This is a genomic window from Aeromonas bestiarum (assembly GCF_028751155.1).
GTDB classification, from domain to species: domain Bacteria; phylum Pseudomonadota; class Gammaproteobacteria; order Enterobacterales; family Aeromonadaceae; genus Aeromonas; species Aeromonas bestiarum.
This window is the reverse complement of the sequence record NZ_CP064746.1, coordinates 3,830,536-3,852,573: the sequence shown is the minus strand read 5'-3', so window position 1 is coordinate 3,852,573 and position 22,038 is coordinate 3,830,536. Positions and strand designations below refer to the sequence as shown.

The 22,038-nt window shown below is 60.0% G+C and carries 23 protein-coding genes and 1 tRNA gene; 15 read left to right on the top strand and 9 right to left on the bottom strand.

From position 1 onward, the window contains the following. Genes IU367_RS17710 through rpoS form a run of 4 tightly spaced genes read left to right on the top strand, consistent with a single transcriptional unit; the run spans window position 1 to window position 3,280 of the window. Window positions 1–618 (top strand): protein-L-isoaspartate(D-aspartate) O-methyltransferase, encoded by a 618-nt coding sequence (locus IU367_RS17710; protein WP_043142113.1) that lies wholly within the window; start codon window positions 1–3, stop codon window positions 616–618. Beyond that, the gene (locus tag IU367_RS17705; protein WP_172955193.1) at window positions 615–1,196 is read left to right on the top strand and encodes a YqaA family protein; all 582 of its coding nucleotides are present in this window, start codon (window positions 615–617) and stop codon (window positions 1,194–1,196) included. The genes IU367_RS17710 and IU367_RS17705 overlap by 4 nt, the downstream gene beginning before the upstream one ends. A 9-nt stretch (window positions 1,197–1,205) precedes the next feature. Next, on the top strand, window positions 1,206–2,249 hold the full coding sequence (locus tag IU367_RS17700; protein ID WP_241280531.1) for a peptidoglycan DD-metalloendopeptidase family protein: 1,044 nt from the start codon (window positions 1,206–1,208) through the stop codon (window positions 2,247–2,249). A 47-nt stretch (window positions 2,250–2,296) separates the two neighbouring features. Continuing rightward, window positions 2,297–3,280, top strand: coding sequence for an RNA polymerase sigma factor RpoS (rpoS, locus tag IU367_RS17695; RefSeq protein WP_042872653.1), 984 nt, complete (start codon window positions 2,297–2,299; stop codon window positions 3,278–3,280). Window positions 3,281–3,368: 88 nt separating this feature from the next. Here rpoS and tsaD read toward each other — a convergent pair whose 3' ends face one another. Beyond that, the gene (gene tsaD / locus IU367_RS17690; RefSeq protein ID WP_043142105.1) at window positions 3,369–4,382 is read right to left on the bottom strand and encodes a tRNA (adenosine(37)-N6)-threonylcarbamoyltransferase complex transferase subunit TsaD; all 1,014 of its coding nucleotides are present in this window, start codon (window positions 4,380–4,382) and stop codon (window positions 3,369–3,371) included. Between the two features lie 179 nt (window positions 4,383–4,561). On the opposite strand from tsaD, the gene rpsU reads away from it, so the two are divergent. From rpsU to IU367_RS17665, 5 genes are all read left to right on the top strand, one after another. Further along, window positions 4,562–4,777: a 30S ribosomal protein S21 gene (gene rpsU / locus IU367_RS17685; RefSeq protein ID WP_005309452.1), complete on the top strand. Its 216-nt coding sequence runs from the start codon at window positions 4,562–4,564 to the stop codon at window positions 4,775–4,777. A gap of 15 nt (window positions 4,778–4,792) precedes the next feature. Then, complete coding sequence (locus tag IU367_RS17680) at window positions 4,793–5,236, top strand: GatB/YqeY domain-containing protein (protein ID WP_043554942.1); 444 nt, start codon at window positions 4,793–4,795, stop codon at window positions 5,234–5,236. Between the two features lie 88 nt (window positions 5,237–5,324). Then, a complete protein-coding gene (gene dnaG, locus IU367_RS17675) occupies window positions 5,325–7,112 on the top strand; it encodes a DNA primase (protein ID WP_043142101.1) in 1,788 nt (595 codons plus the stop codon). A 183-nt stretch (window positions 7,113–7,295) separates the two neighbouring features. Next, window positions 7,296–9,191, top strand: coding sequence for an RNA polymerase sigma factor RpoD (gene rpoD, locus IU367_RS17670; RefSeq protein WP_290019324.1), 1,896 nt, complete (start codon window positions 7,296–7,298; stop codon window positions 9,189–9,191). Window positions 9,192–9,386: 195 nt separating this feature from the next. Then, a tRNA-Ile gene (locus tag IU367_RS17665) sits at window positions 9,387–9,463 on the top strand. A 148-nt stretch (window positions 9,464–9,611) separates the two neighbouring features. Here IU367_RS17665 and IU367_RS17660 read toward each other — a convergent pair. From IU367_RS17660 to purH, 4 genes are all read right to left on the bottom strand, one after another. After that, window positions 9,612–10,175: a cytochrome b/b6 domain-containing protein gene (locus IU367_RS17660; RefSeq protein ID WP_274452586.1), complete on the bottom strand. Its 564-nt coding sequence runs from the start codon at window positions 10,173–10,175 to the stop codon at window positions 9,612–9,614. Beyond that, window positions 10,156–10,530: a cytochrome b562 gene (locus tag IU367_RS17655; protein ID WP_043142093.1), complete on the bottom strand. Its 375-nt coding sequence runs from the start codon at window positions 10,528–10,530 to the stop codon at window positions 10,156–10,158. The genes IU367_RS17660 and IU367_RS17655 overlap by 20 nt, the downstream gene beginning before the upstream one ends. Before the next feature lie 280 nt (window positions 10,531–10,810). Further along, window positions 10,811–12,106 carry a phosphoribosylamine--glycine ligase gene (gene purD / locus IU367_RS17650; protein ID WP_274452585.1) on the bottom strand — a complete coding sequence of 432 codons (1,296 nt, stop codon included), beginning with the start codon at window positions 12,104–12,106 and terminating at the stop codon, window positions 10,811–10,813. Between the two features lie 117 nt (window positions 12,107–12,223). Continuing rightward, entirely contained in the window at window positions 12,224–13,816 is a 1,593-nt protein-coding gene (purH, locus tag IU367_RS17645) for a bifunctional phosphoribosylaminoimidazolecarboxamide formyltransferase/IMP cyclohydrolase (protein WP_241280526.1), read from the bottom strand. Between the two features lie 420 nt (window positions 13,817–14,236). On the opposite strand from purH, the gene zntR reads away from it, so the two are divergent. The 3 genes from zntR (at window position 14,237) to IU367_RS17630 (ending at window position 15,583) form a co-directional block, all read left to right on the top strand. Continuing rightward, window positions 14,237–14,674, top strand: coding sequence for a Zn(2+)-responsive transcriptional regulator (zntR, locus tag IU367_RS17640; RefSeq protein WP_043142084.1), 438 nt, complete (start codon window positions 14,237–14,239; stop codon window positions 14,672–14,674). Next, window positions 14,664–15,230 (top strand): dihydrofolate reductase family protein, encoded by a 567-nt coding sequence (locus tag IU367_RS17635; RefSeq protein WP_274452584.1) that lies wholly within the window; start codon window positions 14,664–14,666, stop codon window positions 15,228–15,230. Before zntR ends, IU367_RS17635 begins: the two co-directional genes overlap by 11 nt. 134 nt (window positions 15,231–15,364) lie before the next feature. Next, complete coding sequence (locus IU367_RS17630; RefSeq protein ID WP_043554937.1) at window positions 15,365–15,583, top strand: alternative ribosome-rescue factor A; 219 nt, start codon at window positions 15,365–15,367, stop codon at window positions 15,581–15,583. 117 nt (window positions 15,584–15,700) lie between these two features. On the opposite strand, the gene hemW is transcribed toward IU367_RS17630, so the two are convergent. Both hemW and IU367_RS17620 read right to left on the bottom strand, forming a co-directional pair. After that, the gene (gene hemW, locus IU367_RS17625; protein WP_274452583.1) at window positions 15,701–16,846 is read right to left on the bottom strand and encodes a radical SAM family heme chaperone HemW; all 1,146 of its coding nucleotides are present in this window, start codon (window positions 16,844–16,846) and stop codon (window positions 15,701–15,703) included. An 85-nt stretch (window positions 16,847–16,931) separates the two neighbouring features. Then, complete coding sequence (locus tag IU367_RS17620; RefSeq protein WP_098980684.1) at window positions 16,932–17,528, bottom strand: XTP/dITP diphosphatase; 597 nt, start codon at window positions 17,526–17,528, stop codon at window positions 16,932–16,934. Window positions 17,529–17,764: 236 nt separating this feature from the next. On the opposite strand from IU367_RS17620, the gene IU367_RS17615 reads away from it, so the two are divergent. The 3 genes from IU367_RS17615 to IU367_RS17605 all read left to right on the top strand — a co-directional run bounded on the left by IU367_RS17615 (window position 17,765) and on the right by IU367_RS17605 (window position 20,623). After that, entirely contained in the window at window positions 17,765–18,928 is a 1,164-nt protein-coding gene (locus tag IU367_RS17615; RefSeq protein ID WP_181003709.1) for a multidrug effflux MFS transporter, read from the top strand. A gap of 102 nt (window positions 18,929–19,030) precedes the next feature. Then, a complete protein-coding gene (locus tag IU367_RS17610; RefSeq protein WP_274452582.1) occupies window positions 19,031–20,080 on the top strand; it encodes an oxidoreductase in 1,050 nt (349 codons plus the stop codon). A gap of 309 nt (window positions 20,081–20,389) precedes the next feature. Further along, entirely contained in the window at window positions 20,390–20,623 is a 234-nt protein-coding gene (locus IU367_RS17605) for a hypothetical protein (RefSeq protein ID WP_043142271.1), read from the top strand. A gap of 99 nt (window positions 20,624–20,722) precedes the next feature. On the opposite strand, the gene IU367_RS17600 is transcribed toward IU367_RS17605, so the two are convergent. Both IU367_RS17600 and IU367_RS17595 read right to left on the bottom strand, forming a co-directional pair. Next, window positions 20,723–21,274, bottom strand: a complete 552-nt coding sequence (locus IU367_RS17600; RefSeq protein WP_098980682.1) for a GNAT family N-acetyltransferase — start codon at window positions 21,272–21,274, stop codon at window positions 20,723–20,725. 55 nt (window positions 21,275–21,329) lie between these two features. Continuing rightward, complete coding sequence (locus IU367_RS17595; protein WP_274452581.1) at window positions 21,330–21,884, bottom strand: GNAT family N-acetyltransferase; 555 nt, start codon at window positions 21,882–21,884, stop codon at window positions 21,330–21,332. Window positions 21,885–22,038: the final 154 nt, after the last annotated feature.

The following is a 22,038-nucleotide window of genomic DNA, read 5'->3' as shown; positions in this document are numbered from 1 at the left end:
GTGATAGTACAGCGCCTGTTAAACCAGCTGATCGCACAGGACATTCGTGATTTCCGCGTACTCGCGGCGATTGCGAAAGTGCCGCGCCAGCTGTTTGTGGATGAAGCCATGGCCCACAAGGCCTGGGACAACACGGCGTTGCCCATAGGCCACGGTCAGACCATCTCCCAGCCTTATATGGTGGCGCGGATGACAGAGTTGCTGATCCAGAATGATCCAGCCCACGTGCTGGAGATCGGCACTGGTTCCGGTTATCAGACGGCGGTGCTGGCCCATCTGGTGGAGCATGTCTACACGGTGGAGCGGATCAAGTCGCTGCAGTTCCAGGCCAGACGCCGGCTGCGGCAGCTCGATCTGCACAATGTCTCCGCCAAGCATGGCAACGGCTGGTTGGGCTGGCCCAACAAGGGGCCGTTTGATGCGATCCTGGTGACGGCGGCGGCCAGCGAGGTGCCCACAGCCCTCACCGATCAACTGGCCGATGGCGGCCGTCTGGTACTGCCGGTGGGGGATAGCCAGCAGACGCTGCAGCTGATCGAGCGATCCGGCTCCCAGCTGACCAGCAAGATCCTGGAGCCGGTGCGGTTTGTTCCCCTGATCGACGGAGATGTTGAGTGACCTTGTTTTCTCGTCTGTACGTGCTGGTGATGCAGTGGGCCCGCCACAGGTACGCCCCTTATTATCTGGCGATCACCGCCTTTGTCGAGTCTGTGTTCTGGCCGATCCCGGTGGACGTCATGCTGGCACCCATGGCGCTGGCCAGGCCGCACAAGGCGTGGCACTACGCCGGGTTGGCGACAACCTTCTCCGTATTGGGGGCGTTGTTTGGCTATGCACTCGGCTATGCCCTGTGGGAGCCAGTGGTGCAGCCGTTGGTTGCCTCGGTGGGATATGAAGAAAAAATTAGCCTGGCCCGGCAGTGGTTCGAGCAGTGGGGCATCTGGGTGATTTTTATTGCCAGCTTCACGCCGATCCCCTACAAGGTGTTTACCGTCACGGCAGGCCTGCTGCAAATGGCGCTGTTGCCCTTCATCGTGACCTCGTTGATCGGTCGTGGCATGCGCTTTTTCCTGGTGGCAGGCCTGATGCGCTGGGGCGGTGAGAAGATGGAGCGCAAGCTGATGCACTATGTGGATGTGCTGGGCTGGCTCTGTATTGGTTTGGCCGTTATGGCCTATTTCTGGTTTAGTCGTTAAGGATCCACTATGCGTTCGCGTGTTTGGCAAGGAAGCAGTATCGTCGTGTTGTCATGGCTGCTGCTCGCTTGCTCTTCCAGCAAGACTGCTGCTCCGGTACAGGGATTGGGCAATGATCGCCTCGTCTCCACAGTACCGACTCGTCAGGGGTCGGCTCAGCCGGCCATTCAGGGCAACAGCTACACGGTGAAAAAAGGGGATACCCTCTACTCCATCGCCTTCAACTCGGGCAATGATGTGCCGTCTCTGGCCAGCCTCAACGGCATCAGCCCTCCCTATAACATCTATCCAGGGCAACAGATCCGGTTCGATTCATCCGCTGGCAGTCAGACTGTTGCCCGCAGTGCCGGCACTTACCAGGTGCGGCGCGGTGATACCCTGAGCAGCATAGGCCGTCAGTTTGGCATGTCGAATCAGACGCTGGCACAGAGCAACAGTCTGCAGGCTCCCTATGCACTCCACGTTGGCCAGGTGCTGAACGTGCAGTCTGCCAGCACGGGCGACAGCCAGATGGTTGCCGCGACTCGTCCGGTCACGCCACAAAGTACCGGCCCCAAACCTCTGGCGACAGCGCCATCAGGTACGACCACCCCATTTATCAAACAGAAAACGATTGCTCAGCCATCTTCAAAAGAATACGCTCAGATCAAAGAACAAAAAACAGACAATAAGCCTCAGTCGAGACTTTCTTGGCACTGGCCGACACAAGGCCGGATCGTCGAGGGTTTCTCCGTTGCAGAACAGGGAAACAAGGGCATAGATATCGCTGGTCAGAAGGGACAACCCGTCTACGCAGCGAGTGGCGGCAAGGTCGTCTATGCGGGTAGCGCACTAAGGGGTTATGGCAAGCTGATCATCCTCAAGCATGATGATGACTACCTCTCTGCCTACGCTCACAACGATGAGTTGCGGGTCAGGGAAGGGGACAGCGTCAAGGGCGGAGCAGTCATTGCCAACATGGGTAGCACGGACGCACCGGATGTGCGATTGCACTTTGAAATCCGGTATCGAGGCAAATCGATAAACCCGATGAGCCATTTGCCAAAGCGTTAACCCCAGAGAGTTAAGTCTTACTCTGGTTCAGGTCAGGGAGACACGCCATGAGCCAAGAACAACTGGTTATGCAGGATGCAGAGTTAGAGTTCGATGAGGAGCTGGAGACCCACGAGGAGGAAGAGGTTCGGGAAGTAGCGGCCGAGGTCGAAGAGACTATTTCCGACGAACTGATGGCACCGGAACTGAACAAGGTGATGGATGCCACCCAGCTCTATCTGGGGGAGATAGGTTTTTCCCCCCTGCTCACCGCCGAAGAAGAAGTTTATTACGCTCGTCGTGCCTTGCGAGGCGATAAAGCCGCTCGCAAGCGCATGATTGAGTCCAATCTGCGACTGGTGGTCAAGATCGCCCGTCGCTACAACAACCGCGGCCTGGTGCTGCTGGATCTCATCGAAGAGGGCAACCTCGGTCTCATCCGTGCGGTAGAGAAATTCGACCCGGAGCGCGGCTTCCGTTTCTCGACCTATGCCACCTGGTGGATCCGCCAGACCATAGAGCGGGCCATCATGAACCAGACTCGCACCATTCGTCTGCCCATCCATGTGGTCAAGGAGCTGAACGTCTATCTGCGCACCGCTCGTGAACTCTCTCATCGCCTCGATCATGAACCAACCGCAGAAGACATCGCCTTTGCGCTGGATCGCTCGGTAGACGACGTGAATCGCATGCTCAAGCTCAACGAGAAGATCACCTCTGTGGATACCCCCATCGGCGGCGATCGTGACAAGGCGCTGCTGGATGTGCTCTCTGACGAACGTGGCATGGGGCCCGAGCTGGAGTCCCAAGATGACGACATGCGTGCCAGCATAGTGCACTGGCTGGAGGAGCTTAATCCCAAGCAGCGTGAGGTGCTGGCTCGTCGTTTCGGTCTGCTCGGTTATGAACCGGCCACGCTGGAAGACGTGGGGTCCGAGATCGGCTTGACCCGGGAGCGGGTACGCCAGATCCAGGTGGAAGGACTGCGCCGCCTGCGGGAGATCCTGCTGGGGCAGGGACTCTCCATCGAGGCGCTGTTTCGTACCAATTAGCGAGTACCAATCAGGCCGCATTGGCGCGGCTGACAACAACAAAAAAGGGGCCATGAGCCCCTTTTTCATTGCAACCGGATCCGCAGGATCACACCGGATCCAAGGTGTCCAGCGGCCAGCGCGGCACCGCCTTGACCGCCAGTGGCTCGAATACACCGGCTTTGAGGCGCTGCATGCCGGCATAGGCGATCATGGCACCGTTATCGGTGCAATATTCGGTGCGCGGATAGAACACCTCGCCTTTGAGGCTCTCCATCAGCTCGGCCAGCTGGGCACGCAGGTGACGGTTGGCGCTGACGCCACCGGCGACCACCAGCCGTGTGAGGCCGGTCTCCTTCAAGGCACGGCGACACTTGATAGCCAGGGTATCGACCACTGCATCTTCAAACGCACGGGCGATATCGGCGCGGGTCTGCTCATCGTCGCCGTTGGCGGCAATGGTGTTGGCAGCAAAGGTCTTGAGGCCGGAGAAACTCATGTCGAGTCCGGGCCTGTCCGTCATGGGGCGGGGAAAGTGGAAGCGACCGCTGGCGCCCTTCTCGGCCAGCCGGGAGAGCAGGGGGCCACCCGGGTAGTCCAGCCCCATCAACTTGGCGGTCTTGTCAAACGCCTCACCGGCGGCATCATCGATCGACTCACCCAGCAGCTGATAACTGCCGATACCGTCGACCCGCACCAGCATGGAGTGACCGCCGGAGACCAGTAGCGCCACGAAGGGGAACTCGGGTGCTCTCTCTTCCAGCATGGGAGCCAGCAGGTGGCCTTCCATATGATGCACGGCGATGGCCGGTTTGTTCCACGCCATGGCCAGCGAGCGGCCTATGGTGGCCCCTACCAGAATGGCGCCAACCAGCCCTGGACCCGCGGTATAGGCGATGCCGTCTATGTCATCTTTATCCAGTCCCGCCTCTTGCAATGCGGCCTGGATCAAGGGGATCGTCTTGCGAACATGATCCCGGCTGGCGAGCTCGGGGACGACGCCACCGTAGTCCGCATGCAGCTTGACCTGGCTGTATAACTGATGGGAAAGGATCCCTTTTTGATCGTCGAAGATCGCGATCCCGGTTTCGTCACAGGATGTCTCTATGCCCAATACACGCATTGCTAAAAAATTTCACTGCTAAAATGAGACGGCTATGGTAACCTTCGCGGGTTTTTTAAACCAGAGCGATCTCTGCGGGTTTACTTTCATTCCCTGTCCAGAGTATAATTTCGCACCATTTTAAGACATGCTGATCGACTGATGGTCAGCTAACAATATATCACTGAGGTGAAAGGCACATGCCAGTAATCAAAGTCCGTGAAAATGAGCCGTTTGACGTTGCTCTGCGTCGCTTCAAGCGTTCTTGCGAAAAGGCCGGTATCCTGTCTGAAGTTCGTAGCCGTGAGTTCTACGAGAAGCCGACTACCATTCGTAAGCGCGCCAAAGCGTCTGCTGTAAAGCGTCACGCCAAGAAGCTGTCTCGCGAAAACGCACGTCGTATCCGCCTGTACTAATCGGGAGATAATGCCGTGTCTCTGAAGGATCAACTCAAGGATCAACAAAAACTCGCCATGCTTGCCAGAGATAAGGCTCGCTTGGGAGCGATCCGTTTGTTGATGGCAGAAATCAAGCAACGTGAAGTTGATTCCCGTATCGAGCTCAATGATGAGGATATCCTCGCTGTCGTGACCAAAATGGTCAAACAGCGCCGCGATTCCATCAGCCAATTTGAAGCTGCCGGTCGCCAGGATCTCGCCGACAAAGAGTCCGCAGAGATCGTTGTGCTGCAGGAATTCCTGCCACAACAGCTGACCGCAGACGAAATTGCCGCACTGATTGAGCAAGCCATCGCTGAAAGTGGTGCTGCCGTCATGGCTGATATGGGCAAGGTCATGGCTGTCTTGAAGCCGAAAATTCAGGGGCGTGCCGATGTCGGCGCCGTCAGTGCTCAGGTGAAAACCCGCTTGGCGTAACAGGCAACTCTCTTGTTTGGTCGAAGAAGCCGTGCTTCCCTGGGAATGCGCGGCTTTTTTATTTTCTACGCAGTGAAACAGGACGGTTATGGCAGGCAGGATCCCACAATCCTTTATCGATGATCTGCTCGTACGCACAGACATAGTCGAGCTGATCGACTCGCGAGTGCGGCTGAAAAAAGCCGGTAAGAACTACCAGGCTTGCTGCCCTTTTCATAACGAAAAAAGTCCTTCTTTTACCGTCAGCCAGGAGAAACAGTTCTATCACTGCTTCGGTTGTGGCGCTCACGGCAATGCCATCGGCTTTGTCATGGAGTACGACGGTCTCGAATTCCCCGATGCCATCGAAGAGCTCGCCAGCATGCAGGGCATGCAGGTGCCTCGCGAGCAGAGCATTGGCGGCTCGACCAATAGCCAACCGGCCGTCAGCAAGGATCTCTATGAGCTGATGAACCAGATCGCACGCTTCTACGAGAGCAATCTCAAGAGTGCACCCCAGGCGGTGGAATACTTGAAGGGGCGCGGTCTGACTGGTGAAGTGGTCAAGCGTTTCAATATCGGTTATGCCCCCGCGGACTGGGATCAGGTGAGACGCCGCTTTGGCGCCAGCCGGGATCACGAGCAACTGCTCATCTCGGGCGGCATGCTGATCACGCGTGACAGCGGTCCCGGCAGCTATGATCGCTTTCGCGATCGCATCATGTTCCCGATCCGGGACAAGCGAGGCCGGGTCATAGGTTTCGGTGGCCGGGTGCTGGGAGAGGGGACGCCCAAGTACCTCAACTCGCCGGAAACCCCCATCTTCCACAAGGGGCGGGAGCTGTTCGGCCTCTACGAGGTGAAGCAGGCCCACAAGGATCCTCGCCGGATCCTGGTGGTGGAGGGCTACATGGACGTGGTGGCGCTCGGTCAGTACGACATCGATTATGCGGTGGCTGCACTGGGTACTGCCACCACCACTGACCATATTCACACCCTGTTTCGTACCACGGCTGAGGTGGTCTGCTGCTATGACGGTGACAAGGCCGGCCGTGAGGCGGCCTGGCGGGCGCTGGATAATGCCCTCTCTCATCTGCAGGATGGGCGTGAACTCAAGTTCGTATTCCTGCCCGATGGTGAGGATCCCGATTCGCTGGTCCGCCAGATTGGCAGGGAGGGTTTCGAGGCCCTGCTTGATCAGGCACAGCCTTTCGCCGACTTCATGTTCGAGCGTCTGGGGCGGGATGCGGCACTGTCCGGTGAGGCGGGCAAGTTCGAGGTGGCCAACAAGGCTGCCGAACTGATCCGCCGGGTACCGGAGGGGTTTACCCGTGAGGGGCTGATCACCCGTCTCTCCAGCATGATGCGCTGGGGTGAGAACAAGCAGCGTATTGCCGAATTGTTCGCCCGCAATAGCCAGCCCAAGGCCGAACTCACCAAACCCAAAGCTGCCAAGCTGACGCCGTTGCGTCGGGCACTGGCTCTGATGGTGCAATATCCGGCGGTGACGGCCGAGCTGCCGGCCATGCCTGAGCTGGCCGGGCTGCGGGTACAAGGAATCAAGTTCCTGTTGCAGCTGCATCAGCAGATCCTGGCCCAGCCCGGGATCACCACTGGCATCTTGCTGGAGCACTGGCGCGGCACCAAAGAGGGCGAGATCCTCGCCCAGCTGGCGATGCACGACTTGTTTGAAGAGATCAAGCTCGACCAAGAGCCGGATATTCTGGGAGAGCTGCAGGATACCTTTGTCGGTTTCATCAACCAGTTTCTGAAGCAACGAATTGAAGAACTGCAGGCCAAGGTGGCTCAGGAAGGGCTAAGCTCTGAGGAAACGCAGGAGCTGATGATGCTGATCAGAGAGGTACAGATTGAGAAAAGAAATGAGAGTGGGGCTTGATATTTGAGTGATTAGTCCCAATATGAATACCGTTGCCCGAATCGACGGGATTAAAAGCAAAAATTTTATAACCGCCTGGCCCCGACAATACTGCGGGCAGGGGTTTCTCATGACCGACGCCGCAACCAGACATAGCATGTCTGGCGGTTTTCTATTAGAATTGGCTATTTGCGCAGCAGCGCACTGTACGCGCAACCTAGCAACACCAACCGGATGAGTTCTATGGAGCAAACCCCGCAGTCTCAGCTTAAACTCCTCGTTGCCAAAGGTAAAGAACAGGGCTACCTGACCTATGCCGAGGTGAACGATCACCTCCCGCAAGACATTGTCGACTCTGACCAGATCGAAGACATCATCCAGATGATCAACGATATGGGTATTCAGGTGGTTGAAAACGCCCCGGATGCCGATGACCTTATCATGGCTGAAGGTGGCACCGCCGATGAGGACGCTGCCGAAGCAGCTGCCCAGGCACTGGCATCTGTTGAATCTGAGATTGGTCGTACGACCGATCCCGTCCGCATGTACATGCGGGAAATGGGTACCGTCGAACTGCTGACCCGCGAAGGCGAAATCGACATCGCCAAGCGAATCGAAGACGGTATCAACCAGGTACAAAGCTCCGTTGCCGAGTACCCGGAAGCGATTACCTATCTGCTTGAGCAGTATGATAAATACGAAGCCGAACAGCTTCGTCTGTCCGACATCATCTCGGGTTTCATCGATCCCAACGAGACCGATGACGTCGCGCCGACCGCGACTCACATCGGTTCTGAACTCGGCGAAGACGATCTGGCCGACGAAGACGAAGATGAAGACGAAGATGAAGACGAAGACGGCGAAAGCTCGGACGACGATGGTGACGGTGGTCCGGACCCGGAAGTCGCTCGCGAAAAGTTTGGCGAGCTGCGTGCCCAGTATGAGGTAACGCGCCTCTCCATCCAGAAGAATGGCCGCGCGCACGAAGATACCCAGGCTGCGATTGCCCTGCTGGCCGATGTGTTCCGTCAATTCCGCCTGATGCCCAAGCAGTTCGATCGCCTGGTCAACAACATGCGCGAGATGATGGAGCGGGTCCGCGTACAGGAACGCATCATCATGAAACTCTGCGTTGAGCAGGCCAAGATGCCGAAGAAAACCTTCGTCGCGGCCTTCACCAACAACGAGTGTGAAACTGCCTGGTTTGAATACCAGAAACAGGCTGGCAAAGCCTGGTCTCCGCGTCTGGTCGAGATGGACGAAGAAGTGCTGCGTTCCATCGGCAAGTTGCAGCAGATCGAAGAAGAGACTGGTCTCTCCATTGCCCAGATCAAGGATATCAACCGCCGCATGAGCATAGGTGAGGCCAAGGCCCGCCGTGCGAAGAAAGAGATGGTTGAGGCCAACTTGCGTCTGGTTATCTCTATCGCGAAGAAGTACACCAACCGTGGTCTGCAATTCCTGGATCTGATCCAGGAGGGCAACATAGGTCTGATGAAGGCGGTAGACAAGTTTGAATACCGTCGTGGTTACAAGTTCTCGACTTACGCTACCTGGTGGATCCGTCAGGCCATAACCCGCTCCATCGCGGATCAGGCCCGTACCATCCGTATCCCGGTACACATGATCGAGACCATCAACAAGCTCAACCGTATCTCCCGTCAAATGCTGCAGGAGATGGGTCGTGAACCGAACCCGGAAGAGCTGGCCATGCGCATGGGCATGCCGGAAGACAAGATCCGCAAGGTATTGAAGATCGCCAAGGAGCCCATCTCTATGGAGACGCCCATCGGCGATGATGAAGACTCCCACTTGGGCGACTTCATCGAAGATACCACGCTCGCTTTGCCGGCGGATGCGGCGACCAGTGAAAGCCTGCGCAACGCGACCCGCGAAGTGCTGGCCGGTCTGACCGCCCGCGAAGCCAAGGTGCTGCGGATGCGTTTCGGGATCGACATGAACACTGACCACACCCTCGAGGAAGTGGGCAAGCAGTTCGACGTCACCCGTGAGCGTATTCGTCAGATCGAAGCCAAGGCACTGCGCAAATTGCGCCACCCGAGCCGCTCGGAAGTGCTGCGCAGCTTCCTGGACGAATAGTCCCGGGTATGTGCCAGAGCCGTCGTCTCAAAAGCCCCGCCATGCGGGGCTTTGTTTTATCCGGACTTTACGGGACGTGAGCGGGTTGGCAGGAATATTGGCAGGAAAGTGGACAAAATGTCGCCAAGTGGTTGATCTACCTATAGACTGGCTTCTCTACATCCCCTATAATCCACGCCGCAAAACCAACAATCTGGCCCCTTAGCTCAGTTGGTTAGAGCAGTCGACTCATAATCGATTGGTCGCCCGTTCAAGTCGGGCAGGGGCCACCAAATTCCGTAAAAAGGCCGCTCATCATGAGCGGCCTTTTTGTTTCTGGCTATTTACCAGCATCGATCCAGATCGGCGGAATAGAGGGCAATGGCGAGTCGACAAGGGACAGACCCGGCCAGGGGCGCGCGGGTCTGTCTGACTGACATGTCAGGAGTGCTGGTCCTGACGCGCCGGCGCTTGCTGCGGGCGTGCGCCGCGCACCGCAGGCAACATGCGCGCCACCAGATTGCTACGCTGGCGCCAGGAGGTGAATGCGAGGGCCGTCAGGTGCAGCGCGATCAGCCCTTGCAGCACCCAGGTACACCAGAGGTGCCAGTCGTCGGCCCCCAGTTCGAAACCCAGCTCTGTGTTCTGGAACCAGCCGCTACCGGCGGTGGCCAGTACGGTCAGCCAGAGCGCCCATACCGCCAGCTTGCCGCTGCCGTGATGGCCTGGGGTCGCCGGGGTGCGTTCACGCAACTCCACGGCCTGCTGGCTAAAATCTGCCCGGCTCGGGATCAGGGCTCGCAGCCGGGCATGGCCCCTGGCGAAAGAGAGCCCCCACACCAGGCGCAGGCTGATCAGTGCCATGGCGGCATACCCCAGCCATTCGTGCCACTCTTCCCCGGCCTCGTTGAGCCAGAGGTTGCCGATACAGGCGGCCGCCACACCCCAGTGGGTGAGGCGGACCAGACTATCCCAGTGAAAGGGCTCAGCCTTTTTGCTTGGCATATTTGTGGTACTCCTTCTTCAGGTCATTGACCTTGGCCAGGTGCTCGCGCGCCTTGGCTTCGTCACCCGCCTTGAGGGCTGCCAGGCTGGCATCCAGCTCGGTCTGCACCTCGTTCATGCCTTCCAGAAACTTCTCTTTCTTGGCGGCCGGCATGTTCTTCTGCTTGGCGACGTCGAGCTGAGCCTTCATCTCGTTGATGTGTTTCTCCATGGAGGCTGCGTCGCCGGCCTTGACGGCCTGCTTGTAGTTGAAGCCGATCTTCTTCATCGGTTGTTCCAGCTCGCCGGCCATGGCGGGCAGGGTCATCAGGCCAAACATCAGGGGCAGCAACAGGGGGCGAACAGTTTTCAACATGGGATTTCCTTATTTAACGACATGCTTATCAATTTAGATTGGTTTCTTATGAACCCTTGTTTGGCGTTCATGTCAGGCATGATGCCATGAGCCACCGTGAACTGTTTGTGAAAATTGCTGTTTTTTGTCACAAATGGTAACGCCAGAGGGGAAAATATGAGGGCGGTGGCGAGGGAGCCCCCTGGGGCAAGGGTGAGAGCCGTTAACAAATCCAGCCGGTCGCACCATATGAAAAAGGGCCCGCAGGCCCTGATGATAATCTGTGTGTCACAGGTGGAAATTACTGCTCCTGCTCCTGCTCGCGCTCGATGGCACGCCAGCCGATGTCCTTGCGGTAGAAGAGGCCGTCCCACTTGATGCGAGCCGCCAGCTGATAGGCCCGCTGCTGGGCTTCGGCGACGGTATGGCCGAGGGCGGTGGCGCACAGCACGCGGCCACCCTGGGTCAGGCTGGTATCCCCTTCCAGCCGGGTGCCGGCATGGAATACCTTCTCGCCGGCCACTTCATCCACCGGCAGCCCGCTGATGGGGCGATTGCTGCTGTAGTCGCCAGGATAACCGCCCGCTGCCAGCACCACGCCGATGGCGGCGCGGGGGTCATAGATGGCCTCCTTCTGATCCAGCTTGCCGGCGCAGGCGGCCAGGCAGAGTTCCACCAGATCGGATTGCATCCGCAGCATGATGGGCTGGGTTTCCGGGTCGCCGAAGCGGCAGTTGAACTCGATCACCTTGGGGTTGCCCTGGCCATCTATCATCAGGCCGGCGTAGAGGAAGCCGGTGTAGACATTGCCTTCGGCCGCCATGCCACGCACGGTCGGCATGATCACCTGCTCCATCACCTTCTGGTGCACGTCCGCCGTCACCACGGGGGCCGGGGAATAAGCTCCCATGCCACCTGTGTTGGGGCCTGTGTCGCCATCGCCGACTCGCTTGTGATCCTGACTGGTGGCCATGGGCAGCACGTGCTCGCCATCCACCATGACGATGAAGCTCGCCTCTTCCCCGTCCAGAAACTCTTCGATCACCACCCGGGCACCCGCTTCCCCGAACGCATTGCCGGAGAGCATGTCGCGCACCGCTTCCTCCGCCTCGGCGAGGGTCATGGCGACGATCACGCCCTTGCCCGCCGCCAGACCATCGGCCTTGATGACGATGGGGGCGCCCTTCTCACGCAGGTAGGCCAGTGCCGGCTCCACCTCGGTGAAGTTCTGGTAGTCGGCGGTCGGAATGGCGTGACGGGCCAGGAAATCCTTGGTGAAGGCCTTGGAGCCTTCCAGCTGGGCGGCGGCGGCGGTCGGGCCGAAGATGGGCTGACCGGCGGCGCGGAAGGCATCGACCACCCCTTTCACCAGCGGCGCTTCCGGCCCGACTATGGTGAGGCCTATCTGTTTTTCCCTGGCGAAGGCCAGCAGTCCCTCGATGTCGGTCGCCTCGATGGCGACGTTCTCGACGCCCGGCTCCAGCTGGGTGCCCGCATTGCCCGGTGCCACGAAGACGTGGTGTACCAGTGGGGAGTGTTTGGCCTTCCAGGCCAGGGCGTGTTCACGACCGCCGTTGCCAATGATCAGTACTTTCATCGTATCGCTCGCTTCTATTCGTGGTAACCGGCTCGGCCCGCAGATGGCGCGTCGCCGGTTGAAAATAGTCAGTGGAAAAGAGACAACAAAAGGGCCGCCGGCGGCGACCCTGACCCATCAGTGACGGAAATGGCGCATGTTGGTGAACACCATTGTCATGCCGTGTTCGTCGGCGGCGTCGATCACCTCCTGATCGCGCATCGAGCCACCCGGCTGGATGACGCAGGCGATGCCGGCGGCCGCGGCGGCATCTATGCCATCGCGGAACGGGAAGAAGGCATCGGAGGCCATGACGGAGCCCGCCACCGTCAGCCCTTCATCCTCGGCCTTGATGCCGGCGATCTTGGCGGAGTAGACCCGGCTCATCTGGCCGGCGCCGACCCCTATGGTCTGGCCTTCTTTGGCGTAGACGATGGCGTTGGATTTGACGAACTTGGCCACTTTCCAGCAGAACAGCAGGTCTTTCAGCTCGGCCTCGGTCGGCTGGCGCTTGCTGACCACCTTCAGGTCGCCCTGGGTCACCATGCCAAGGTCGCGCTCCTGCACCAGCAGGCCACCGTTGACCCGCTTGAGGTCAAAGCCCTGGGCCGGCGCAGTCCACTGGCCGCACTCGAGCAGGCGCACGTTCTGCTTGCTGGCAACGGCGTCACGGGCTGCCTGGCTGACGCTCGGGGCTATGATCACTTCCACGAACTGGCGGGCGACTATGGCGGCGGCGGTAGCCCCATCCAGTTCGCGGTTGAAGGCGATGATGCCGCCAAACGCGGAGGTGGGGTCGGTCTGGTAGGCGCGGTCGTAGGCCGTCAGCAGGTCGTCACCTATGGCCACGCCACAGGGGTTGGCATGCTTGACGATGACGCAGGCCGGCTCGTTGAACTCCTTCACGCACTCCAGCGCCGCATCGGTATCGGCGATGTTGTTGTAGGAGAGCGCCTTGCCCTGCAGCTGTTGGCTACTTGCGACTGAGCCCGGTGCGGCCTGCTCTTCGGCATAGAAGGCGGCAGCCTGATGGCTGTTTTCGCCGTAGCGCATGTCCTGCTTCTTGATGAACTGGCTGTTGAAGGTGCGCGGGAAGCGGGACTCGGCATCGCCTTCCTTGTTGTCACCATAGCTAGGCACCATGGTGCCGAAGTAGTTGGCGATCATGCCGTCATAGGCGGCTGTGTGCTCGAAGGCGGCGATGGCAAGGTCAAAACGGGTAGCAAGCTGCAGGCTGTTGCCGTTGGCATCCATCTCGGCGATCACGCGCGCGTAGTCGGCTGCCTTGACGACGATGGCCACGTCTTTGTGGTTCTTGGCGGCGGAGCGAACCATGGTCGGGCCGCCGATGTCGATGTTCTCGACCGCATCGGCCAGGGTGCAGCCCGCTTTGGCCACGGTCGCGGCGAAGGGGTAGAGGTTGACGACAACCATGTCGATGGGGGAGATAGCGTGCTGGGCCATGATGGCGTCATCTTGATCGCGACGACCGAGAATGCCGCCGTGGACCTTGGGATGCAGGGTCTTGACCCGGCCATCCATCATCTCGGGGAAACCCGTGTAGTCGGAGACCTCGGTCACCGGCAGACCCGCGTCGGCGAGCAGCTTGGCGGTGCCGCCGGTGGAGAGCAAGGCCACGCCACGTTCGTTGAGTGCCTTGGCAAATTCCAGGATGCCAGTCTTGTCAGACACACTCAGCAGTGCACGGCGAATGGGTCGAGCTTGTTCCATCACACTATCGTCCTCAGCATAACGGGGACCGTTCCATGGGAGACGAGGCTCAACACAGAGAGTCCCCAAATAAATGGAAGTGGGGGATTTCGCAAACCACTCTCGCCAAAAAGACCTGCTGTTGGCAAACGTGTTTTAGGAAATGCCCGCTTGACGCGACGCTCTCTTGTGGGCGCGTATTCTACACAAAAAATGTGAGCCGTGGTGGATTTTTTAAGGTGACAAAGCCTTGTCTGGTGCGGTGTTAAACGTTTTCTGGCGGTTTTTTGTGAAACGTTTGTCTTTTCAGTGTTTTGATGGAAAAAAGTGACCGCGGCACCTTTTGCTTGCCCGTTTTCTGCCCCTGGCTGGCAATCCATTGGCAAAGGGGCGATAGTGGGTTCCGGTTTTTTGAACGGCAAATCCAATGGGGGAGAGGGCATGTATCGGATCGGGGAATTGGCCAAGGCGTGCGGGGTAAAGGCGGATACCTTGCGTTTTTACGAGAAGAACGGCCTCATCTCGCCCGGGATCCGTAACGAGTCCGGCTATCGCCTCTACGGCGAGCAGGACAGGCGGCGACTGGAATTCATCATACGTGCCAAGTCGGTGGGCTTCTCCCTTGCCGACATAGGTGAGCTGCTGGATCTGGACACCAACAAGGCCAAAGTCACCTGTCAGGAGGTGAAGGCGGTGGCCGACACCAAGCTGGCCCAGGTGGAGCAGAAGATCATGGAGCTGACCCGCTTTCGCGAGAACCTGCGCGAGCTCTCCAACATCTGCTGTGGCGGCCCGCGCTCGGCGGAGCACTGCGCCATCCTCGAGACGCTGGAGTCCGGAGCCCCCTCCCGCCACGAGCATCACGATCATGAGCACTGAATCTATCAGCACCAAGCCGCGCCCCCGGATCTCCGCCTTCCTGGCGCTCTCCCTCGACGGCTTCATCGCCGGGGAGGGGGACAGTCTCGACTGGCTGACCCCCTTTTCCGGTGACTCGCCGGAGGAGACCGGCTACAACGCCCTGATGGCGAGCGCGGATGCACTGCTGATGGGGCGCAACACCTTCGATGTAGTGCGCGCTTTCCCGGAGTGGCCCTACGGTGACAAGCCGGTGGTGGTGCTGACCCACAGGCCGGCCGAGCCGGCTGTGAACGTCTCTTTCCGGCAGGGAGCCCTGGCGCAGGTACTGAGCGAGCTGTGGCAGGAGGGGGCGCGCCACCTCTATCTGGACGGCGGCAATCTGGTGCGCCAGGGCCTGCAAGCCGGGCTTGTCGACGAGCTGACCCTGTTCTGGGTGCCGGTCACCCTGGGGGCCGGGGTGCCGCTGTTTGCCGGGGCCCTGCCCAGCGGCCTCAACCCCGTCTCCAGCACTCTGCTGCCGAGTGGTCTGGTGCGGGTCGCCTACCGGCCGGGATCCTTGCCGCCCGCCGCCTGAATCCTTGCGCCACCCCCGCTTGCACTGGGCTTCGGGGAGGCGCACAATCGGCGCGTTTTTCGCCACCTGGGGATCCACTTCGGCCAGGCGTTGAACAATCGCTTATTAGAGTCAGCCATTGCAAAGGAGCCGATATGGCCAAGCAGAAGGTGGCCATCGCCACCACAGAGCCCGCTCACGATCATCAGCGCGGGGTCATCCAGGACAATCACCTCAAGGCATTGGTGACCTCCCCCCTGTTCCAGGCAAGGGTTGAGCCCAGCAAGAAGGGCAAGGGCAGTTATCAGCGCAAGGCCAAGCACGGCAAGCGGTGGGAGCCCGGCCAACAGCAGATGATGAGCGTCTGCTGCTGAGCGGGTTTCTGCCGAAGGCAGGAAGTAAAAACAATCGGGGCGCCAATGGCGCCCCGATTGTTTTTCTCTGTCTGCAAAACGAGATCCCGGTCTTGCAGCAAGACAGTGAGCTGGTGCTCATTCATCCATAAAGAGCTCGAGCAGCACATTCAGATAGCGATGGCCGAGGGAGGTCAGCTGCCAGCTGTCGCCGAGATCCTCGATCAGCTCCTTGGTCTGGGCAATCGCGAGCATGGTCTCCACCCGCTCCAGGCCCAGGCCGGTGTAAGCCTCGAACTCCGCCTTGGGGGCCGGTTCGAACAACCTGAACCGGTTCATGAAGTACTCCAGCGGCAGTTCGTCCTCGCTCACCTGCCACTGCTTGTCCAGATAAGGACGGGCGGGATCCAGATAGCCTTTCGGGTGTTTCACCTTGGCGCTGCGCAGTATCTGGCCGGAGGCCAGATCCGTCATCTTGCCGTGGGCGCCGCAGCCGATCCCGAGATAATCGCCGAAACGCCAGTAGTTGAGGTTGTGGCGGCACTGATAGCCTGTTTTGGCATAGGCCGAGATCTCGTACTGCTGATAGCCCTGGGCGGTGAGCATGGCGTGGCCCTGCTCGTAGATGTCCCACAGGGTGTCATCCTCCGGCAGTGTGGGCGGCTTGGAGGCAAAGGCCGTGTTCGGCTCTATGGTGAGCTGATACCAGGAGAGATGCGGCGGCTTGCAGTCGATGGCCTGCTGCAGGTCATAGAGGGCGTCGTCCAGGCTCTGATCCGGCAGACCGTGCATCAGATCCAGATTGAAGGTGGGCAGTGCGATGGCGTGGGCCAGTTCGGCGGCCTTGCGTGCCTCTTCGGGGCCGTGGATGCGGCCGAGCCTGGTCAACTTCTCCTGCTGGAAGCTCTGCACCCCGATGGAGATGCGGTTGATGCCAGCCCGCTGGAAGCCGGCGAACTTGTCCGCCTCAACCGTGCCCGGGTTGGCCTCCATGGTGATCTCGCAATCCGCAGTCAGCGCGATACGGGCCCGTACGCCATCCAGCAAGGTTTGCATCGCCTCTACCGTCAACAGGCTGGGGGTGCCACCACCGATAAAGATGGAGGAGAGCGGACGCCCCTGGGCCCACTTCAGATCCTGTTCCAGATCCTCCAGCAGGGCGGCCACGTACTCGAGGTGAGGCAGCTCCCCTTTCTGGGCGTGGGAGTTGAAGTCGCAGTAGGGGCACTTCTGGACGCACCAGGGCACATGGATATAGAGGGAGAGGGGCGGCAGTTGCAGCATGGGGCTTCCAATAATCAAAAATAAAAACGGGGGCTGACGGCCCCCATTGTAGATGACAATGCTTGATTGGCGAGGGGCTACGAACTCAGTGAGTCGCAGCCAGCGCGGCTTTCAGCTTGGCCAGCGCCTGGCCGCGATGGCTGAGCTGGTTTTTCAGCTCGCTCGGCATCTGGGCCGAGGTGCAGTCATGGTCGGGCACGAAGAACACGGGATCATAGCCAAAGCCGTGCTGACCGCGCGGTTCGTCGATGATCATCCCCTCCCAGCTCGCCTGGCAGATGATGGGGGTGGGATCGTCGGCGTGGCGCATGTAGACCAGCACGCACCAGAAGCGGGCGCTCTTGAGGTAATCGGGGGCGCCTTTGAGCTCGGCCAGCAGCTTCTCGATGTTATCCTTGTCGCTGGCATGCTCGCCGGCGAAGCGGGCGGAGTAGACGCCGGGGCGACCGTGCAGCAGATCCACTTCCAGACCCGAATCGTCGGCGACGGCGGGCAGACCCGTGATGCGGGCGGCGTGGCGGGCCTTGATGATGGCATTCTCGACGAAGGTGGTGCCTGTCTCTTCGGCATCAGGCACAGCGAACTCGCTCTGTGGGATCACCTGGATCTTCATATCGGCCAGCATGGCGGCCAATTCCTTCACCTTTTTCTGGTTACCTGTTGCCAGGACAAGCTTGTTCATCGAGCACCTCCGCAAAAATAATCTGCGCATTCTATGCGGGGCACGCCTTGAGTAAAAGCGCCAATTGCCCTCAATACCGCCCTGGCTTGCCACTTCTGTGACCCCGGTGGAGATGCGAACAACATACATGTTTCCATATAGGAATAACCAAAGTGATTAAATACCATTTCAATTCATTACTGTGAGTCAGTAGACTCGCGCCCCAATCGATTTTCCCTTACGGCTTGAGGTGACTGATGCCATTGATTCTTCTGCTTGTCCTGCTGGTGCTGTTCAGTCCGTTGGCCATCGACATCTACCTGCCCGCCATCCCGCAGATGGCCGAGCAGCTCGGTGCCGAGGTGACCCTGATGCAGGGCACCATCACCTGGTTCCTGTTCAGCATGGGACTGGGTCAGCTGCTGGTAGGGCCGCTCGCCGACCGTTATGGCCGCAAGCCCATCGCTCTGGGCGGCGTGCTGCTCTACGGTCTGAGCGCACTGGCGGCCGGTTTTGCCGCCAGCCTGGGTGAGCTGATGCTGGCTCGGGTGCTGCAAGGCTTCGGTGCCTGTGCCACCTCGGTCGCCGCCTTCTCTGTGGTGCGTGACAGCTATGGCCCCAAGAAGAGCGGCCAGATGATCTCCTACCTGAACGGCGCCATCTGCTTCATTCCTGCGCTGGCGCCGCTGCTCGGCGGCTGGCTCACTGCCAAGGCGGGCTGGTCTGCCAACTTCTGGTTCATGGCCGGTTATGCGGTCGTCGTCGGCAGCTGGCTGCTGTGGCGCATGCCGGAGACCCGCCCGGAGGAGACCAGCAGCAGCGGCCCGCTCATCAGCTGGTCCCGCTACAGCCCTGTGCTGCGCTCCCCGAGCTTCCTGTTCAACGCCTCCCTCTGCATGCTGGCGATGGCGGTGATCCTGGCCTATGTCACGGCGGCGCCGGTGCAACTGATGGTGAAGCTGGGGCTGGACATGAGCGGCTTCAGCTACTGGTTCACCGCCAATGCGGCGCTGAACATACTGGCCTGTTTCCTGGCGCCCCGCTTCATCGCCAGAGTGGGGCCGAGACGCACGCTGCGTATCGGCCTGCTGGTGATCACGCTGTCGGCCATAGCACTGACCCTGGTGCAGCACGTCGAGCATCCGCTGGCCATGATGGGGCCAGTGTTCTTCTCCAGCATCGGCTTTGCCATGGTGCTGGGGGCGGCAGCCGGCATGGCACTGGCCCCCTTCGGCCACTGCGCCGGGACGGCGGCGGCCCTGCTCGGTCTGTTCCAGATGAGCGGCTCTGGCGCCCTGGTAGGGATCACAGGTTGGTTGATGCCGGATCCGCTCAATCAGCTGGCGCTGCATATGTGGCTGCTGTTGCCGCCCCTGTTGCTGCTGTTGACCCGGCAGGGCCGGCGCTTGTGTTTGCAATAAATCCTGTGCTCTGATGGGCACACTCAGGGGGCCATGAGCCCCCTTCTCTTTTGCAGGCGATACCTCGCCTGACCCTAATGACAGACCCGTGGAGAAAACCGGATGAGCCAGACTCTCAACGCCGCCCTGGTGGGCTATGGCTTCGCAGGCCAGACCTTTCACGCCCCCTTCCTGACCAGTACTCCGGGGCTCTCCCTCGGTTGGGTAGTGAGCCGGGATGCCGCCAAGGTGCAGGCCGAACTGCCCGGTTGCCGGGTCGGCTCGCTGGAGCAGGTACTGGCCGATCCTTCGGTGGATCTGGTGGTGATCGCCACGCCGAACGATACCCATGCCCCCATCGCCCGTCAGGCGCTGCTGGCCGGCAAGCACGTGGTGATCGACAAGCCGTTCGCGCTGGATCTGGCCGAGGCGAAGTCCCTGGTGGAGCTGGCCGGGAAGCAGCAGCGGCTGCTCAGCATCTTTCACAACCGGCGCTGGGACGGGGATTTCCTTACTGTGCGCCGCCTGCTGGCAGAAGGTGCCCTGGGGCAGATCGCCCAGTTTGAATCCCACTTCGATCGCTATCGCCCACAAGTGCGCCAGCGCTGGCGCGAGGCGGGTGGCCCGGGCTCGGGTCTGTGGTTCGATCTCGGTCCTCACATCCTGGATCAGGCGTTGCAACTGTTCGGCCAACCAGACTGGCTGCAGGCGGATTTGGCGCAGCAGCGCCCAGGTGCTCTGGCGGATGACTACTTCCACCTGGTGCTGGGCTATGGCGAGTTGAGAGTGATATTGCACGGCAGCTGTCTGGTGTCGGCCACCATACCCCGTTTCGTCATCCACGGCAGTGAAGGCTCGTTTATCAAGTTCGGCATGGATGTGCAGGAAGATCAGCTCAAGCTCGGCAAGCGGCCACCGGCGGCGGACTGGGGCCTCGACAGCGAACCCGGCCAGCTCAGCCGCATTCGGGATGGTCAGCTCCAGCAGCAGACTGTGGTCGGTGAGGCCGGGGATTACGGCGCCTACTATCGCGGCGTCTGCGCCGCCATCAAGGGGGAGGGAGAGAATCCGGTGCCGGCCAGCGAGGCACTGGCGGTGATGGCGCTGCTGGATCTGGCCCGTGACAGCCACCAGCAAGGGAAACGGCTGGCTTGTCAGAACTTGTCTGACTGAGATGCATACCTCGCCTCCCATCCGAATGGGGATAATCGCCGTTTATCGCCAGTAATCACGCCAGTCGCGGTGTTTTATTGTACAGGTTGACTGAATGGTGAGTGTTTTGTATTAATGTTTGTCGTTGTAGCAGTTCTTTTCATCCAGCCAACGAGAAAATATCATTGTGATACTCGTTTTCATTGGGCGCGTATGGGGATATATTTCGCGCGCCTCTTGGCTCCCGGCCTATGGGTTTCTAACCGGGTGAAAGGACGCACTGTGATGGTTGAACGAACCATCTCTCCATATTTTTTTGAGGGTATGCACATGAACAAAGTACTGGTAGCCGGTATCCTGGGTCTGATGTTGACCGCTTGTGGTCAGAAAGAAGAAGCCGCCGCTCCGGCTGCTACTCCGGCCGCCGACGTTGCTGCAACTGTTGAGAAAGCCGCTAGCGAAGCCACCTCTACCGTAGAGAAGGCTGCTTCCGAAGCGACTGCAACCGTCGAGAAAGCTGCCTCCAAGGTTGAAGCCGCAGTGAGCGATGCCAAGGCCAACTAAGCCTGCACCTCTGCTGAAGACGGGTCCGGAGCCAAGCTCCGGACCCGTTTTTTTATGCCTGACGGGCAAGGTCCCCGCGGTTGGCCAGCCCCTTCTTGCCTAGACCGCCGGGTTGAGCCGGGCGGTGAGAACATGATCCTCCCAGCGGCCATTGATCATCAGATAGTCCCGGGCCAGGCCCTCCCGCTCGAAGCCGAGGCGCTCGAGCAGGGCACCGCTGCGCCGATTGGTGGGCATATAGCTTGCCATGACGCGGTGCAGGCCGTGCTCCCGAAACAGGTACTCGATGCCGGCCTCGACCACCTCCTGCATCAGGCCCTGGCCTTCATGGGCCTGATCGATGGCATAGCCAAGATGGCAGGCCTTGAACATGCCCATCAGTATGTGGGTGAAGTTGCAGGTGGCGATCACCTGCTCGCCCTGGGGATCGAGCGCCACCAGATGAACGGCGCTGCCGTTGAAGAACTGGCCATAGCTGTCGCGCAGGCGGCCATGCCAGTGGCTCAGGGTATAGAAACTCTCGTCCCGGCTGGGTTCCCAGGGGGTGAGGTGAGCGCGATTGCGCAGATAGAAATCCAGCATCAGGTCGGCCCGCTCGGGCGGCAATACGGTGAGTCGGGTACGGGCCGTGCTGAGGTGCGGTAGTGCCATCAAGGTTCCCTCTGTGGATTCATAGGCATGGTGCCGGCCAGGGCGGCCTCGGCCATCAGTGATCTCGTTGCCTTAGCCACTCATCGCGCAGCAGGCCGTAATGGACGTGATCCACCACCCTGTCTGCCAGCCGTTCGGCCCGCCGGCTGATCCCCTCCTTCTGCATGCCGAGTCGCTCGCACACAGCCCGGCTGGGCTCGTTTTCCACCGCCGCGCTGATCTCGACCTTCTCCATCCCCATCTCCTCGAAAGCGTGGTGGATCAGGGCCTGACAGGCGCGGGTGATGATGCCGTTGCCCTGCCAGCGTTCCGCCAGCCAGTAGCCTATGGTGACCTTGGCCAGCGCCTGATCGATCTGGTTGTAGCCGATGACGCCGACCACCTCGCCCTGATACTCGATGGCGGTGGTCAGCCCCTCGCCACGGGCAAATTTCTCGATGGCATGACGGATGAAGGTGGCGCTGTCGGTCGGTTGCTGTATGTAGGGGGGCCAGGGCAGCCATTGGGTCAGGTAGTCGCGGTTCTCCCGGCACAGGCCGAAGAGTTCGCTGGCCATGTCGGGCTGCAGGAACAGCAGCGCCAACTCATCGTCCAGTTGCCATGAAAACATCCTTACCTCCCTGCCGCGTCTTGGCCCGGTGCGGGCCGCCAAACAGCCAATGTAGCCAATCAACCCCTTGTGCGCCAAGGACTTTCAGTCTCTCGCCTGCGTTCGCTATCCCCATATGGAGGGGCCTGTCTTGGGGGCTGTACGAGGCCTTGTC

Excerpts from the sequence above, each read along its gene's own strand:
- dnaG (WP_043142101.1), top strand. The coding sequence starts at position 5,325 with ATGGCAGGCAGGATCCCACAATCCTTTATCGATGATCTGCTCGTACGC.
- zntR (WP_043142084.1), top strand. The coding sequence starts at position 14,237 with ATGTATCGGATCGGGGAATTGGCCAAGGCGTGCGGGGTAAAGGCGGAT.
- IU367_RS17660 (WP_274452586.1), bottom strand. The coding sequence starts at position 10,175 with ATGCCAAGCAAAAAGGCTGAGCCCTTTCACTGGGATAGTCTGGTCCGC.
- hemW (WP_274452583.1), bottom strand. The coding sequence starts at position 16,846 with ATGCTGCAACTGCCGCCCCTCTCCCTCTATATCCATGTGCCCTGGTGC.
- IU367_RS17630 (WP_043554937.1), top strand. The coding sequence starts at position 15,365 with ATGGCCAAGCAGAAGGTGGCCATCGCCACCACAGAGCCCGCTCACGAT.
- IU367_RS17605 (WP_043142271.1), top strand. The coding sequence starts at position 20,390 with ATGAACAAAGTACTGGTAGCCGGTATCCTGGGTCTGATGTTGACCGCT.
- IU367_RS17600 (WP_098980682.1), bottom strand. The coding sequence starts at position 21,274 with ATGGCACTACCGCACCTCAGCACGGCCCGTACCCGACTCACCGTATTG.
- IU367_RS17635 (WP_274452584.1), top strand. The coding sequence starts at position 14,664 with ATGAGCACTGAATCTATCAGCACCAAGCCGCGCCCCCGGATCTCCGCC.
- IU367_RS17615 (WP_181003709.1), top strand. The coding sequence starts at position 17,765 with ATGCCATTGATTCTTCTGCTTGTCCTGCTGGTGCTGTTCAGTCCGTTG.
- IU367_RS17595 (WP_274452581.1), bottom strand. The coding sequence starts at position 21,884 with ATGTTTTCATGGCAACTGGACGATGAGTTGGCGCTGCTGTTCCTGCAG.
- rpsU (WP_005309452.1), top strand. The coding sequence starts at position 4,562 with ATGCCAGTAATCAAAGTCCGTGAAAATGAGCCGTTTGACGTTGCTCTG.
- IU367_RS17655 (WP_043142093.1), bottom strand. The coding sequence starts at position 10,530 with ATGTTGAAAACTGTTCGCCCCCTGTTGCTGCCCCTGATGTTTGGCCTG.
- tsaD (WP_043142105.1), bottom strand. The coding sequence starts at position 4,382 with ATGCGTGTATTGGGCATAGAGACATCCTGTGACGAAACCGGGATCGCG.
- rpoS (WP_042872653.1), top strand. The coding sequence starts at position 2,297 with ATGAGCCAAGAACAACTGGTTATGCAGGATGCAGAGTTAGAGTTCGAT.
- purD (WP_274452585.1), bottom strand. The coding sequence starts at position 12,106 with ATGAAAGTACTGATCATTGGCAACGGCGGTCGTGAACACGCCCTGGCC.
- IU367_RS17620 (WP_098980684.1), bottom strand. The coding sequence starts at position 17,528 with ATGAACAAGCTTGTCCTGGCAACAGGTAACCAGAAAAAGGTGAAGGAA.
- purH (WP_241280526.1), bottom strand. The coding sequence starts at position 13,816 with ATGGAACAAGCTCGACCCATTCGCCGTGCACTGCTGAGTGTGTCTGAC.
- IU367_RS17610 (WP_274452582.1), top strand. The coding sequence starts at position 19,031 with ATGAGCCAGACTCTCAACGCCGCCCTGGTGGGCTATGGCTTCGCAGGC.
- IU367_RS17700 (WP_241280531.1), top strand. The coding sequence starts at position 1,206 with ATGCGTTCGCGTGTTTGGCAAGGAAGCAGTATCGTCGTGTTGTCATGG.